The sequence below is a fragment of the Bartonella sp. MU37NMGALS genome (assembly GCF_042194015.1).
In the GTDB taxonomy this organism is placed as follows: Bacteria; Pseudomonadota; Alphaproteobacteria; order Rhizobiales; family Rhizobiaceae; genus Bartonella; species Bartonella grahamii.
Genome location: NZ_JBHIML010000003.1, coordinates 58,607 through 74,878 on the forward strand (window position 1 = coordinate 58,607; position 16,272 = coordinate 74,878).

At 38.0% G+C, this 16,272-nt stretch carries 7 protein-coding genes; 5 read left to right on the forward strand and 2 right to left on the reverse strand.

Annotated elements, in window-relative coordinates; translation table 11 throughout:
- The first annotated feature begins 200 nt into the window (after positions 1 to 200).
- From ACFIJP_RS02865 to ACFIJP_RS02885, 5 genes are all read left to right on the forward strand, one after another.
- Positions 201 to 1,109, forward strand: a complete 909-nt coding sequence (locus ACFIJP_RS02865; RefSeq protein WP_375625450.1) for a metal ABC transporter substrate-binding protein — start codon at positions 201 to 203, stop codon at positions 1,107 to 1,109.
- A complete protein-coding gene (locus ACFIJP_RS02870; protein ID WP_375625451.1) occupies positions 1,106 to 1,936 on the forward strand; it encodes a manganese/iron ABC transporter ATP-binding protein in 831 nt (276 codons plus the stop codon). The genes ACFIJP_RS02865 and ACFIJP_RS02870 overlap by 4 nt, the downstream gene beginning before the upstream one ends.
- Entirely contained in the window at positions 1,933 to 2,799 is an 867-nt protein-coding gene (locus ACFIJP_RS02875) for a metal ABC transporter permease (RefSeq protein WP_375625452.1), read from the forward strand. Before ACFIJP_RS02870 ends, ACFIJP_RS02875 begins: the two co-directional genes overlap by 4 nt.
- Entirely contained in the window at positions 2,796 to 3,701 is a 906-nt protein-coding gene (locus ACFIJP_RS02880) for a metal ABC transporter permease (protein ID WP_375625453.1), read from the forward strand. The genes ACFIJP_RS02875 and ACFIJP_RS02880 overlap by 4 nt, the downstream gene beginning before the upstream one ends.
- Positions 3,702 to 4,111: 410 nt before the next feature.
- Complete coding sequence (locus tag ACFIJP_RS02885) at positions 4,112 to 4,498, forward strand: YbaN family protein (RefSeq protein WP_375625454.1); 387 nt, start codon at positions 4,112 to 4,114, stop codon at positions 4,496 to 4,498.
- Positions 4,499 to 6,044: 1,546 nt separating this feature from the next.
- Here ACFIJP_RS02885 and pncB read toward each other — a convergent pair.
- A complete protein-coding gene (gene pncB / locus ACFIJP_RS02890; RefSeq protein WP_375625455.1) occupies positions 6,045 to 7,349 on the reverse strand; it encodes a nicotinate phosphoribosyltransferase in 1,305 nt (434 codons plus the stop codon).
- 131 nt (positions 7,350 to 7,480) lie between these two features.
- Positions 7,481 to 16,051, reverse strand: coding sequence for a GH36-type glycosyl hydrolase domain-containing protein (locus tag ACFIJP_RS02895; protein ID WP_375625456.1), 8,571 nt, complete (start codon positions 16,049 to 16,051; stop codon positions 7,481 to 7,483).
- Positions 16,052 to 16,272: the final 221 nt, after the last annotated feature.

The following is a 16,272-nucleotide window of genomic DNA, read 5'->3' on the forward strand; positions in this document are numbered from 1 at the left end:
TTGAAAGCGGTGCTCCTTACCAAAACAAGCTGCTTAAATCATCAATTTTTTCAATATGAAAAAAACTATTTCTAAACATCTTGAAAAGTTATTTTTTCTCTTAATCCTTCATTGCAAATGTAAAAGATAACTGCTATTGCTAAATGATAATGCAAATTATTTGCAATAAAAAGAAAGCATATAGAGGAAAGAGAGAATCAATGAACGTAAAAACGTTTTTCAGCATAGTTTTTGGAAGTGTTATTTTTTTTACACCCAATTTTGCTTTGTGTGCTGGTAAATTTAAAGCTGTTACGACATTCACTATCATTGCTGATATGGCACGCAATGTAGCAGGTGATGCCGCTGAGGTTGAATCCATTACAAAACCAGGTGCGGAAATTCATGAATATCAACCCACCCCACGCGATCTTATGCGTGCCCAGGGAGCTAACCTTGTATTGTGGAATGGATTAGAGTTAGAGCTTTGGTTTGAAAAGTTTTTTCAAAACATCAAGGATGTTCCAAGTGTTGTTGTTTCAAAAGGTGTTGTACCCATTAAAATTGGTGATGGCCCCTTTAGCGGCAAACCCAATCCTCATGCGTGGATGTCACCGACCTCTGCTTTGATTTACGTTGATAATATTCGCGATGCTTTTGTAAAATATGATCCTGAACATGCTGAAATTTATAAAGAGAATGCTGAAATTTATAAACAGAAAATTCGTGCAACAATTGATCCAATTAGGGCTGAATTAGAAGCCGTACCACAAGATAAACGTTGGCTTGTGACCAGTGAGGGGGCTTTTAGCTATTTGGCGCGTGATTTTGATCTAAAAGAACTTTATTTATGGCCCATCAATGCTGACCAGCAAGGAACACCACAGCAAGTCAAGCATGTTATTGATATGGTTCGCAAATACAATATTCATGCAGTTTTTTCTGAAAGCACTATTTCCCCTGCACCTGCTAAGCAGGTTGCCAGAGAAACAGGGGCTAAATACGGTGGTGTTCTTTATGTTGATTCTTTAAGTGAGAAAAATGGTGAGGTACCCACTTATATTGATTTATTACGTGTCACGAGTGGGCGTATTAGCAATGCTTTATTAGAGGGAGTAAAAAGCCAATGATGGAATCTGGAATATTTGCCCAAGGAGTAACGGTAACTTATCGTAATGGACATACAGCTTTACGCGAAGTAAATTTTGAAAGTCCAAAGGGTTCTATTACGGCATTAGTTGGTGTTAATGGATCCGGTAAGTCAACGTTATTTAAAGCGATTATGGGGTTTGTACGCCCCTCAAAGGGAAAAATTCGCATGTTTGATTTGCCCGTTGATATAGCTTTGAAAAAAAACCTTATTGCTTATGTTCCTCAAAGTGAAGATGTTGATTGGAATTTTCCCGTCTTGGTCGAAGATGTTGTATTGATGGGGCGGTACGGTCATATGAATTTCTTTCGCTATGCCCGTACACAAGATTATGAAGCCGTTCGTATTGCCTTAGAACGCGTTGATATGTTGGCTTTTGCCAAGCGCCAGATTGGAGAACTTTCTGGTGGACAGAAAAAGCGTGTTTTCCTAGCACGCGCTCTTGCACAGAAAGCAAAAGCTATTTTATTAGATGAGCCATTTACAGGGGTTGACGTTACAACAGAAGATAAAATCATTGCTTTGTTACAAGATCTTCGTAAAGAAGGAGCAGTGATCTTGGTTTCAACTCACAATTTGGGTTCTGTTCGCGAATTTTGTGATCATACAGTTTTAATAAAAGGAACCGTTTTAGCTTCTGGGTTAACAGAAAAAATCTTTACAAAGGAAAATCTGGAGAAAACTTTTGGAGGGTCTTTGCACCACCATATTTTTGATCTTCAAAGCACAAAAAAAAATGATGTTTTCATAGGAAGAAAGCAGGCTGCAGTTTGTGAAGATATTGAAAGAGTGGAGAACGTTGCATGATTTCTTGGTTGCTTGAGCCACTAAGCTATCAATATATGGTGAATGCAATGTGGGTTTCTGGGTTGGTTGGGTGTGTTTGTGCCTTTCTTTCAGCTTTTTTGATGTTAAAAGGTTGGTCATTAATTGGTGATGCTCTTTCCCATTCGATTGTTCCTGGTGTAGCAGGAGCTTACCTTTTAGGGTTACCTTTTTCACTCGGTGCTTTTTTTTCTGGTGGTCTTGCAGCAGCAGCAATGCTCTTTTTTAACCACCGGACAAAGCTGAAAGAAGATACCATTATTGGACTCATTTTTTCTTCCTTTTTTGCCTTTGGGTTGTTTCTCAAATCATTAAAACCAATGGCTGTTAATATTGATACGATTGTTTTGGGAAATATTTTAGCCGTCAGTTCATCAGATATTCTACAATTGGCTTTTATCGGCTTTTTTTCGTTGCTTATATTGCTTTTGAAATGGAAAGATCTTCTTGTTTCGTTATTTGATGAAACGCATGCGCATGCCATTGGATTAAATGTAAAGTTTTTAAAGATTCTCTTTTTCACATTACTTGCTGCTTGTACTGTTGCTGCTATGCAAACCGTTGGAGCGTTCTTGGTTATTTGTCTTGTTGTGACACCTGGGGCAACAGCCTATCTTTTAAGTGATCGTTTCGTGAATATCTTGGTTATTGCAGTTATAATTGGAACATTCACGAGTGTTTTGGGTGTTTATGTGAGTTATTTTTTAAATGCACAAACGGGGGGGGTTGTTGTGCTTTTTCAAGCATCTTTATTTGTTTTGGCTTTTATTTTTGCTCCTAAACATGGGTATATTGCTGCGCGCTTACGCATAAATGCGGCAAAAAAGGGTGTAATATTATCATGATTGGTCAATTACTGCTTCCGTTTCAGTTTTCTTTTATGCTTAAGGGTATGCTTATTGTCATGATTCTTTCTATTCCCATGGCGATGCTTTCCTGTTTTCTTATTTTGAAAGGATGGGCGCTGTTAGGCGATGCCATTTCTCATGCAGTTTTTCCAGGTGTTGTTGTTGGCTATATGACAACACCATGGGTAATCGCATTTTTAACTTCTTTGCCATTTGCTTGGTTTCAGCATATGCGTCCAGAGAACATTACAATGACTTTGATTACTTGCGGTGCTTTTGTTGCAGGAATGGTGTGTGCACTATTAACGGGTTTTTTAGGGAGCAATAGCCGTATCAAACAGGACACGGTAATGGGTGTGGTATTTTCTTCGATGTTTGGTTTGGGGCTTGTTTTAGCCACGTCTATTTATAGTAGCTTAGATTTGAATCATATTCTATTTGGTAATCTTTTGGGTGTTAACTGGCTTGATATAACACAAACGGCGATTATTTCTGCTGTTGTCACTTTCATTTTAGCAGCAAAATGGCGCGACTTTATGCTGTATATTTTTGATACAGTTCAAGGACATGCAATGGGGTTACCAATATCTCTACTCCACTATACCCTTCTAACGATGATTTCTCTTACAATTGTTGCGGCTCTGAAAGCTGTAGGTATCGTGCTCGTTATTTCTTTACTGATAGCACCAGGAGCAATTGCTTATCTTGTTACAAAGCGGTTTTCTTTTATGTTAATGATCGCGATACTTGTTGCAGCTTTTTCTGGTTTTTTAGGGATTTATCTCAGCTTATTTATCGGCTCTGATTCTGCTTCCACAATTGTGTTGATCTTGACGTTGATTTTTATGGCTATTTTCATGATGATTTTCTTTCGTCAAAACACAGTTCAAGAAACTTGAAAGTGTTAAATTTCATGCATATCAGCCATGCATTTTTATATATTGTTTCTCATTTTTATTTTAATTAGAGTTCGGGGTGCTAGGTTATTTTTCCTCCTAATGTCTAGCAGGTGAATGCAGTGCATTTTCTCCCCCCCCCAACGCTGCATTCTTAATTAAGAGGCTGCATTGATTTATTCTGCAGCCTTTTTATTTTTTTGATTTTCTAAAATCTCTTCTCTTTTCTTGAAATCATTTAAAATGATTATCATATTGCGTAAGCTATTCGGTATTTTCAAGGAACTTATAACAGCAAAGACGCTTACGCATAAAAGGGTAGAACGTAATTGTGCACTCGGACATGTAAACAGAAAAAAACAGATACAATGTTTTTGTAGAAGGTTTTGCGTAGAGGAAAATAGTACGAGAAAATGAAAAACGATTTGAAGATATCGCATCTTTTGCGTATCTGCTATTATATAGCAGGTTGGATAATGGTTATATTAGGTATTATCGGTGTAGTATTACCTATTATGCCAACTGTGCCTTTTTTATTGGTTGCCTCATGGTGTTTTACGCGTTCTTCTCCACGTTTTCATCAATGGTTGAATAATCATCGTATTTTTGGTCCCCCTCTTAAGCGATGGGAAGAAAAAAAAGCAATCTCTCCATTCGTTAAAGTTTTTGCAATGATGAGTATGACAGGAGGATTTTTATCCTTTTTCGTAATGGTACACCCTCCTTTATGGATTTCCTTACTTGCTGCGGTTATATTATTGCTAATTGGCATTTATATTGTAACACGTCCATCTTCATAAGGATAGAAAAGGCTTTATGAGATATTCTTTTTAGCTTCGACTTATTTGTAAAAACTATGAGGACTTTTAAGTTTTGAATATAAGCTCTCCATATCCAAAATGCATATGAAGTAGTAAGCTTTTTGAAAGCAATTAATTAATAATATGTTTGTGAAATGATTTTTATGAACAAAGAAGACTGTTTACGCACACTCAAAATGTTCTCACTTGGATAAACCACATTCATGGAAGAGAGTCATTATTTTTATAAAACATGTTTGTATGAATCTCTATATATACGTCATTGAAAAGTCATTGATATGATAGCCTTTTCTTTCTAAAAAGACGTTTCGTTTGTTTTCATATCTCTTAATGAGGATATAATACAAAGCTTACTAAACATCATCATTTTATACTTATACAGTTAAGAAACCGGTCTATTATATCAATCTTTAATGTTACATCTGTTCTTAGCTTAAGGATAATTCTTAAAAAACAACAGAATTTTTCAGATGGTTTTATGCATACACGCATTCTTATTATAATATGCGAATAAATAAATTCTCTATCTTTGTATAAGTTTATTCGAAATAAAAATATTATTGCATTCTCTGTTTGTTAATGAGGTCATGCCCCCCATGTAAAACAAAAGGTCTCCCAAATCATGTTATTTACACATTTATTTTTATGAAACATTTCTCAACGCTTTACGCATTTCATGATAGCAGACCATACATTGGATAAAGTAAAATCTCCTGTAAAGTTTATAAAATCTATTTGGGCACTATCATCCTTGCCTTGCAAAATGCACACTGATAGTCACCATGCTATTTGTCATCCTCCAATGTTGCCTTAGCAATTCCTAATGTTACAATTGTAGCTTATCATTTGGTTTTGTATATTTTGACGCTAGTTTTTTTACCAATTTATTTTTTTTCAAAGAATTTTAAAGGTGTTCTCAAAGGGGTTTCAAAGCCTTTTTTCATTTTTACTATGGAAACGCATTTTTTCTGATTTTCGGTAATTTTTGCAATTTTAGGCGTCAAAATTTATTTTGACAAAATGCGCATTTAATGGTCAAAATTGTACATAAAAACAACAAATTACCACGTATTCCTACTTAATCCTATCTCTTCCCACTTAGTACAAAACCTACTGTCGAGCTACAACAACAACCCTTAAAAATTGAAAATCTTCATACACGCAAGGAGATTAGTGTGCTTGATTTAACAGGGTTGAAATGAGAAAAATTTATGATATTCGCGCTCATTCAACATGCAAAATGATAGTATCTTGTTATGCCGTATAACACCGTTATTTATGAAAATGATATAAGGAAGCCCCCTTGGCTAAACTTCCCTAGCACGTTAAGTATTTTTTTAAATCTGATCTGTCGATCCTTATGTAAGTGAAGCGTATGCGTGGTAGCCCAAGTAGAATCTGCTCAAAAAACAGCCGAACTATTTACAGATCAGCAAAGGTTAAGAACCCCATCTTTAGGGCAGGACAAAAATCAATCTTATAAACAATATGGTGAGTCAATATACTCGTTTTAAAGAACCGGAAACTACGTCTTTATAGATCTAGCAATTCGCTTTTTATTACTAAAAAAATTGAGATAACGTTGTACTTCTTTTGAATTACCGATCGTTTTTTCAGGATTATCTGAAAGTTTTACGGCTGGTCGACCATTAGCATAGGTCACCTTACAAACAAGGGAAAGAGCATCAAGAGTTTCGATTTCCTGAGGTGCACAGCCTGTAAAGTCATTGGTAAGATCCGTGCCCCATCCAAAACTCATGCGCACTCTACCATGGAAATGATGATAGGTTTTTTCAATTGTATTGACATCAAGAGCATCAGAAAAAATTAAAAGTTTTTCGCGTGGATCTTTTCCTTTTTCTTTCCACCATTGAATAATACGTTCGCCACCTTCAATAGGGGGCGCACTATCGGGTCTGAAACCTGTCCAATCAGCGACCCAATCTGGTGCATTGCGTAAAAATGCTTCTGTACCAAAGGTATCAGGTAAAACAATGAGAAGATTTCCACCATAATAACGGTTCCAATCTTGCAAGACTTGATATGGAGCTCTGCGTAATTCATCATCGTTGTTGCTGAGAGCCGCAATAACCATGGGCAATTCGTGTGCATTGGTTCCAAGAGCTTCTAAATCCGTATCCATGGCAAGAAGAACATTAGAAGTTCCAGTAAAAGAATTACCAATGCCTTCTTTTAATGCTTCCACACACCAGCGCTGCCATAAAAAAGAATGGCGACGCCTTGTCCCAAAGTCAGATATTTTAATATCAGGCAATTTTTTGAGACGTTCAACTTTACTCCACATTTTTGCTTTAGCACGCGCATAAAGTACATCAAGAGCAAAACGATCTAGTTTTTTGAGAGCTGCACGTGAACGTAATTCACTGATAATAGCAAGGGCTGGAATTTCCCACATAGAGCTATGAGCCCACGAACCATAAAAATGAAGCATATATTGGCCATCTTTGCGGGTTAGTTCATATTCTGGGAGTTGAAAATTCTCAAGCCACTGAAGAAAATCCGGTTCAAAAATTTGTTTGCGTCCATAAAATGTATTACCAGCAAGCCAGATCATTTCTTTTTTTGTAAAGCGCAAACTAAGAGCATGATCAAGTTGAGCACGTAATTCACTCTCATCAATATCATCGGCAAGACGTATTGTTTTAGAGCGATTTATGAGGGAAAAAGTAACATTAACATCAGGATACAACCCCCAAATCATCTGTACCATAAGAAGCTTATAAAAATCCGTATCGAGAAGTGAACGAATAATGGGATCAAGTTTCCAAGTATGATTGTAAACACGTCTAGCAATATCCGGATGATTCATAACCCTTTTTCTTTCAGTCTCATAGAATCTAAAATTATTGTGCACCAATATGGTCAATATAGGGAGTGCAGAAAATATAACAATTCTGTGGCTTTGAGCAAGAATAAAAAAGCCTGTTATTTTTTCTGTTTTTAAGATTTAAGAATACGTATGATTTCATGTTGACCTATTTTTTTTAACTTTATTCCTGCGTTAAGTTTGGCATATTTCTTACCGTCAACACTAAGCATATTTTCAGATCCCCATTTTACTTTGATAGTATAGATGGCATCATAAAATTTTATTTTTGTTTCATATTTAGGCCAAGAGGAGGGTAAATGTGGTTTTAAAAACAACAGATTGCCTTGACGTTGAATCCCAAGAATGGCTTGTATCGCGGTATGGTAGAACCATCCTGCTGAACCTGTATACCATGTCCAACCGCCTTGTCCACGACGTGGTTCAATGGCGTAGATGTCTGCAGCCATAACATAGGGTTCAACACGATAAACTTCAGGATTTTTACCATGGGTGATTGGATTGATCATAGAAAATAGAGAATAAGCTTTGTCTGCTTCACCCATCTCAGCAAGCGCTAGAATGCTCCAAATAGCACCATGCGTATATTGACCACCATTTTCTCGAATGCCTGGAGGATAACCTTTTATATAACCAGGTTCGAGAGTACTTTTATCAAAAGGAGGCCAAAAAAGACGTATAATGCCGGCTTTTTTGTCCCATAGATGTTCAAGCATAGAAGCCATTGCTTGTTTTTGGCGCTTAAGTGATGCCATTTGAGAAATGACAGCCCAAGATTGCGCAATGGTATCAATTTGGCATTCATCATTTATTTTAGAACCAAGGGGTGTTCCATCATCAAAATAACCACGTCGATACCAAGCGCCATCCCAACCATTTTTTTCTAAAGCTGTAGTCAAATGTTTAAGGTATGCACTCCATGTGTTAGCATGGTTATGGTCGCCACGTTTTTTGGCAAGAGGAATAAATGCTTGTAGTGTAGTGCCAAGAAACCAACCCAACCAAGTACTTTCCCCTTTTTCTCCAATGCCCACTAAATTCATGCCATCATTCCAATCTCCGCCTAAGATGAGAGGAAGACCATGTTGACCACAACGTTTGATGGCAAGATCTAAAGCTAAAGAACAATGTTCATAAAGTGTTGCTGTTTTTTGAGATTGCGTGGGTTGAAAATAAGCATCTTGTTGTTCTATCTCTAGAGGAGGGCCTTCAATGAACGCAATGGGAATATCAAGAAAGTCGTACTCACCAGTGGTGTTAACATAAAGGGCGCTACCATAGGCTAGCCAAACAATGTCATCAGAAATGCGTGTGCGAACGCCTGCGTTGGTGTCAGGCAACCACCAATGCTGTACATCACCTTCGGGAAATTGATGGGCTGCAGCGTTTAACAATTGTTCACGTGCCAGTTGTGGTTCAAGGAGGAGTAAAGACAAGCTATCTTGCAATTGGTCACGGAAGCCAAATGCACCACTAGCTTGGTAAAATCCTACGCGTGCCATGATGCGGCATGCATAGGTCTGATAAGGGAGCCAATGATTGACCATAATATCAAAAGAGGGATCCGGTGTTTTAACTTGAAAAGGAGAAACAAAATCGCTCCATTGCTGTTTTTGTTTTGTGAGCAGAATTTCAAAATCACTTGCACGTACTTGATTGAGTAATTTTTCAGCTTCTTGTCTATTTTCAGCACTACCAAGATAAAAGATGATTTCTTTTGTTTGCCCTGCTTGAAGATCAATATCATAGGAAAATGCTGAACAAGGATCACATCCTGCTTCAATGGTATTCGAAAGAGCACCAGCTTTACGGATCGCAGTTGGATGCGTTACGGTTCCCGTTGCACCAATAAATTCAGCACGATTGGTTGTGGTGCTGGTTGGCATTTCAGATGCCGATAAGAATGTGACTTGTTGAGATTTTTCAATGTGATAAGGATTTTGAATAAAATGTACACCCCTTTTGTCCTCATAAGAGGAAATAATGAAGGGGGCATATTTTGTACGGGTATTTCCCAAAACCCATTCAACATAATTATAAAGGCGTAAACTGCGTGGTTTTTTCCCTTCATTCGTAAGGATAAGACGTGAAAAGCGAATAGGTTTTTCGGGATCAAGTGTATGAGTCAGTTCTAATGCGATTTCTGAATGTGTTGATTTAAAAGTTGAGAATCCAAACCCATGACAAGCCTCATAGACAATATTTTCATCACATTCTACAGCAGAAACGGGTGAAAAACGTTTTAAAGACTGGCGATCAACCAGATAAAGTGCTTCTCCTGGCCGGTTAGATGTTGGATCATTTGCCCAAGGAGTTAATTTATAATCGCGGCTATTGTTAACCCAAGTAAAAATTGCACCTTCAGCAGAGACATGAAAACCAAATTTGTGATTAGCGATGACGTTAATCCACGGGTGCGGTGTAGTTGTACGTCCATGAAGACGTATTACATAATGGTTATACTGGTTAAAACCACCGTAACCATTCCAATATTTTAGATCTTCTCCATTTATGGGAAAAGAAGATGGTTTTCGTTGGCTAATAAGACCAATGGAAGCAAAAAAATTTTGTTCAGTTTGTGTTGTAACTTGCCTTCCTTCGTTATATTTTTGGTAATCTAATTGATCATAAGATTCTTGATAATTTTTACGAATTGTAAGATCAAAATCACTCTCATCAAATCGTTTAAGCTGTTCAGATAAAGAGCCATTTTGGGCATCAAGAACGATGCGCGCTGATGCAAGAAGCGTTTTAAAGCTTTGTTCACTCATTTGATCGCGCCGAAGCATGAAAATATGTTGGCGTTCATCTGCTTTTTGCATGTGGTGATAATAAGATTCACAGACCCACTCAAGAGCGCGTTGTGTATTTTGTATATAGGAAAATGTTTGTTCATTAAGAATGACCAAATCCACAATGAGTCCGCGCATACGCCAATATTCATGTGCTTTAAGGAGCTCGCGCAGTACGGTTATATTTCCCTCGTTATTTAATCTAAGAAGACAGAGTGGATTGTCTCCTGAGATAGACATGGGCCAAAGATCAGACTGTTTTCCTAGCGTTTTTGCTAATATTTCAGAAGGAAGACGCCACGTTCTTTCTGGATAAATAAGCGGTGTTGCATATTTTTGATAGATAATAGCTTCTTTAAGCTGGGTTCCGCTCTGATACAGTGCAACTTGTGAGCGCGTCCATGCCATTGAAAGTTCTTTTTGAAACATATCAGGTTGTCGATAATGTTTAATATGATTATTTAGTGCTTCTTTTGTATGAGCAGCAAAAGTCCAAAAAATAAGTTCTGCTTTTTCATGGGCTGGAATTTTTATACGGCATCGCAATGACATAACAGGATCAAGAACGCAACCTTGACTGTTACTGAAACGAGCATTTTGATCAAATGCAGCGGGCCGATGAATGGATCGGCCCCGCCCAATAAACAGAGAGCGATCCGTTTCAGCTTCTGTCTCTCGGAGAGTATCTGTTGTACTGGAGACAAAATGAGCAACATAGATTTCAGGATCGCTAGGTGAGCGTTTGCGCCTTTTGGCAAAAATTGTTTTACCTTCCTCAGCAATTTCTGTCTCTATAAACATGCGGGAAAAAACAGGATGAGCTTGGTCTGTGCCCATTGTGGCAAGCGCTAATTCACTATAAGAAGTCACTTCAATGAGGCGCTCTTTATTTGTCGTATTCATCAGTTGAATACGTCTACCTTCGCCACATCCTTCAGATGTAATAAGACATTCAAGTGTTGATTTTATACCATCAACCATTTTTGTATATTCAGCCTTTTCATCTGTAAAAATGCTGACAGCTTCTTCTTCAATAACACGTGTTGGTTCACCAGTAACAGACCACCACCGTCCACTATGCGTATCCCGTAAGAAGAATAAAGTACCTTGTTGATCTTCTGTTGCATCGGGAATAAAACGCGTAATCGCATAATCGCGCCAACGGCTGTAACCAGAACCATTCGCTGTTAACATAGTAAAATAAAAGCCATTAGACAAAAGTAAAGTTGCTCGTGGTTTGAACAACGGGTTTGTAATAATGCGCAAAGGGGCGGCGTCAAATGCTTGAGACTTGTTGCGCATACGATTAACAGCTTTGGTATGAATAATAGGAATAAGATGAGGCGCTCTTTCCTGTAACAGCAGTTGCGTTGCTTCAACAACGGGATCACGGTGAAAACGATCACGCATTCGCCCTTGAAAAATAACATTGTTAAGAGCAAGGATAGACATGCCATGATGGTGCGCATAATAATTGCGTACAACAGCGTATTTTTCCCCTGTTTTCACGCGTGAAGGGGTAAAATCGACAGAGTCATAATAACCATATGTTCCTAAAGCTCCAAGATCACGGAGTCGTTTTAAATTAGCAACAGCACAAGCAGGAGCATATTGTGCCGCTAGAAGGCTGGCATAGGGAGCTATGACAGCATTGCGTGAAAGACCACGTTGGAGTCCGAGGTTTGGAACACCAAAATGAGCGTATTGGTAATTCATTAAATGATCGCGAGCGTTAAATGCAGCCTCTGAAATACCCCATGGCAATTCCCGTTTATGGGCATATTGTATTTGACAACGAATAATCAATCGATTTGTTTGATCTAGGAGAGATCCTAAAGGTTCATGCATTATGAGAGATGGCATAAGATATTCGAACATCGATCCAGACCATGATAGGAGCGCACCTTTCCAACCTATGGGTACGAGGAGTCGGCCAAGACGAAACCAATGTTTAAGTTTTATGTCTCCTTTTGCGATAGCAAAAAAACTTGCAAGACGTGCTTCTGAAGCAAGTAGATCATAACAATTGTCATCGAGTTTGTTTTCTTGAACACGATATCCAATAGATAAGAGATGCCGTTTAGGCTGTTCTAAAAAGTCAAATTTCATATCAAAGGCTACTTGCCGTGCCACTATAGCCAGTCTGTTTAATTTTTTACGTAATTTGTCAGTATCACAATGAGCAGTCGCATCATAATGATAAGCGTTACAGGTATCGATAAGGCATTTAGCCCAAGAAAGCGCATGAGCAGATTCTATCGTTTGAATTTTGTGGTCAAGTTCACTGACTAAGTGCACAATATCGTGGGCTGCATGTGAAAGGTCTGTGATGTGAGAAGGAATCGTATTTTCTTGTTCTACAAAAGTGAGGACAGAGTCATGAAAACGAGTGATGTTTTCTTCAATTTTTTGACGTAAAGAGCGTAAATTGGGTTGATGATCTGGAATTTCTCTGACAGTTTCTTCAAGAATAGCAAGAACATCCGATAAGCCTTCTCGATCACTTTGAAAAAAAAGATGCGGTTTTTCAGCCCATTCACTTAAGGCAGAAGAGAGTGTTATCAAATGACCGGCAAGATTTCCTGAATCAACGGTTGATACATAAGTAGGCAAAAGAGGCCTGAGTGTATCCGTTTCATACCAATTATAGAGATGACCACGGAACTTTTCCATTTTTGTAAGAGAGCGTAATGTACATTCAATACGGGTAATGGTCTCTTCAAAACCAATCCAGCCAAAATCACGTGCCGCAATAATAGAAAGGAGATAAACGCCAATATTCGTAGGAGATGTACGTTGAGCAACAAGAGGTTCAGGATCTTCTTGAAAATTATCGGGAGGCAAATAGTTGTTTTGTGCATTGACAAAGGTTGTATAATAAAGCCATGTACGCCGTGCAATAGAGCGAAGTTTTTTTTCATCTTTTGAAGAAAGATCAAGGCTATCTTGAAAGGTTGAAGGTTGACTCACAATCCAAGCAATGAAGGGTGAAAAAAACCATGCTATCCCAAAAGGCAAAGCAATCAAGCTTGCAAAACTATCAGAAAAAAGAGGGAGTGCTATAGTAAGGATACCAATAAGCGATGCTGGTGCCATTGTAAAAACATAGAAACGCAAACTATTGGGCATTGATTTTGTTGCGGCAGAAGTTTTCCATTCAAGAAGATGCTGTTTTGAAATCGTCATACGATAGAGTGTACGAATAATCGCATCGGTCATAAAATACGCCGAATGAGCAAGAAACGTCGTTTTAAGAAATATATCAGCGCTTGTAAGAGCAGTTTTGTTCCAAATTAATTGAAAATGTCCACGCAAAGAATGATCTATATTGGACGAGACTAGCGTTTTTAATACACATAGAATGGGAGAAATGAAGGAGCTAAACAACAAGAATATTTGCCAGACAATTGCACTCTTGAAAGACAAAAAAGCCCATCCTGCAAATGCTGCGATTAACCACATAAGTGGAGTAAGAGAACGACGTAAATTATCCTGCATTTTCCAACGCGTCACGAAACTTATTTGACGGTGGAAAAAAAGATAAGGCAAAAGCTGCCAATCACCGCGAATCCAGCGATGATAACGCATAACATCAATATTATAAGCGGTTGGATAATCTTCAATGACTTCTATGCTACTCACCAGAGCAGTACGAGCATAACCTCCTTCTAAGAGATCATGACTAAGGATAGTATTTTCTTTAATTTTGCCATCAAGCGCTTGTTCGAATGCATCAATATTATAAAGACCTTTACCGATAAAGGTGCCTTCTCCTAAAAGATCTTGATAAGTATCAGAAACAGCAAAAACATAAGGATCAATGCCACGGTTGATAGAAAAAATCCGTTGGAGAATTGATGTTTTTTTTCCTGTTGTAAGCGAAGGAATAATGCGTGGTTGTAAAATGCTATAGCCCTTTACAACCTTTCCACTTTGCGGATCAAAAATGGGATGATTGAGTGGATGGTTAAGCTTTCCAACAAGTTTTGCGACGCTCTCTGGAGTAAGACGTGTATCACAATCCAACGTCATAACAAAACGGCAATCCATAGGAAGATGTGGATTGGGAGGATAAAAGCTTGTGTTTTTATCGCCTCTTAAGAGCCGATTGAGTTCATGAAGTTTTCCTCGCTTTCGTTCCCAACCCATCCAACATTTTTCGCTTGTATTATAAAGGCGTCGGCGATGTAAAAGGAAAAAAAGAGGAAGTTCATCACGATGATAACGACTATTGAGTTTATCAATACTCTTTTGCGCATAGTGCAATAAATCAAGATCATCTTGCGTTTCTCTCAATGGAGCATCCACCCAATCTGTAATGAGTGCAAAATGAATGGCACCTTTAGGATTGGAAAGATAGTGCACTTCAAGACTGCGTACTTGTTCATCAATATCATCGCGTGATGTCATCAAAGTAGGTACAACAACCATTGTCCGTGCATGTTTTGGAATACCTTCTTTATATTCATAGCCAATGAGTTGTCTTGATGGGACAAACCATGAAACAACAGTGTTAAATAAAGCAAAAGCAGCATCGATAGCAGGAAAAAGCGCCAATACAGTAAAGCAAAAAGACATCCATTGTGTCATGCCAGATATTTGTAAAAGGGCGTAAATTACAAACAAAAGAGCGAGCGTCAGAAAAGAGACAGGAATGGCGATGACTCTCAATTTTGAGCAACAAGAAGCGCGTGTCCATTTTATGAGAAAGTGCGGAATATATCCACAAGCCTTTTCAAATATGCCACGACCATCATCAACAAGGTACCACCCCACACAAGAATGATGAGGCATATCTTTAGAAGTGGAATTTGCCATTTCTACAACTTTATGTGCAACTTCCAGTTCATTAAGAGGCGAAAAGCGTGAAACTTTTTCAATGACTTGTCGATAAATATTGCGTGAGTGAGAATCAATTTCAGAAAAATCACTATTTTTACGCAAAATAGAATCGACACAACTCACTGTTTCAAACCATGCTGTCCAATCAACATCATCTATAGCTTTAAGAGCACGGATAATATTTCCCATGGTCACACCATCTGCTGCTTGTCTGGTATGTTCATCGGCTGTTGCAATCTCTAAGCTACTGCCTTGGCTTTTCAATTGATTTTCAAGCCAAGTTAATGCTACGGTTGAATCGACAGATGCACTGCGCAGGCGATAGAATAAATGTGCTGAAAAAGTTGGATCAACAGTAAATAGTTTATACTGCGTAAAAAGAGAGTGTAGATTTGTTTTATTTTCTACAAGAGAAATTTTATCAGCCACTTGACTAGCAAGATGGCGCATATGTCGCGCTTTTTCGATACGGACTGAAAGACGACGGACATTTTCAATGAGCAGCATTTGCATAACAGAAGGAAGAGCCCACAATTCACCAATTGTGAGCGCACAAACTTCTTGAAATCCGTTGGTTATAGCAGTGAGTGTTTCTTGTGAAAAGCTGCTATCGGTATGCGCAATATAAAGCCAAGTTAAAGCAAAAATTCGTGGTATTCCCGCTTTGTGTGTAGAAAGAGGAAGTTGCTTTATGAAGGACTTGGGCAGATTACGACGTAGCTTTTGTATGGTTTTATCAATGGTGTAATGATTATCAATGAGCCATTGAGCAGACGGTGCGATGGTCTCATCATTTCGGGCAGAAAAATCACTGGTATGAAAGGCATGAAGAATAAGTTTAGCATTTTCATTCAATCTCTTGCGAAAATCTTCTACTCCGTCATATTCAGGGAGTAAAATTTCTTTACCAGAAGCTATAGCATGCCCTAAGTTATAAAGATCTTCCTGTACCTTATAAATTGCACGAAGAGGAAAATCCGTATTAATAAAATAGCCTTTTTTCTCTTTTTGAGAAAAAAAGCACTTTATAAAAGGTATTATGCACGTCATAATGTCCCATTGTTATCCAATTACATCGTTTTTATTTAAATTGTAAGCATTTTATCTGAATAGTGAACCGTTGATAGACAAAAAACAAACTTTTTGTTTTTATCTGCAAGCATTTATAATTTTTGACGCCAATAATTAGAAAATAAGCAGACAATTTTTTAGAAAATAAAAAGGTCACCCTAAAATGAGTGACCTTAATAACACCGTCAACTTTAATGATT

Bases quoted from the DNA above. Each gene is read 5' to 3' on its own strand.
- ACFIJP_RS02865 (WP_375625450.1), top strand. From the start codon at position 201: ATGAACGTAAAAACGTTTTTCAGCATAGTTTTTGGAAGTGTTATTTTT.
- ACFIJP_RS02870 (WP_375625451.1), top strand. From the start codon at position 1,106: ATGATGGAATCTGGAATATTTGCCCAAGGAGTAACGGTAACTTATCGT.
- ACFIJP_RS02875 (WP_375625452.1), top strand. From the start codon at position 1,933: ATGATTTCTTGGTTGCTTGAGCCACTAAGCTATCAATATATGGTGAAT.
- ACFIJP_RS02880 (WP_375625453.1), top strand. From the start codon at position 2,796: ATGATTGGTCAATTACTGCTTCCGTTTCAGTTTTCTTTTATGCTTAAG.
- ACFIJP_RS02885 (WP_375625454.1), top strand. From the start codon at position 4,112: ATGAAAAACGATTTGAAGATATCGCATCTTTTGCGTATCTGCTATTAT.
- pncB (WP_375625455.1), bottom strand. From the start codon at position 7,349: ATGAATCATCCGGATATTGCTAGACGTGTTTACAATCATACTTGGAAA.
- ACFIJP_RS02895 (WP_375625456.1), bottom strand. From the start codon at position 16,051: ATGACGTGCATAATACCTTTTATAAAGTGCTTTTTTTCTCAAAAAGAG.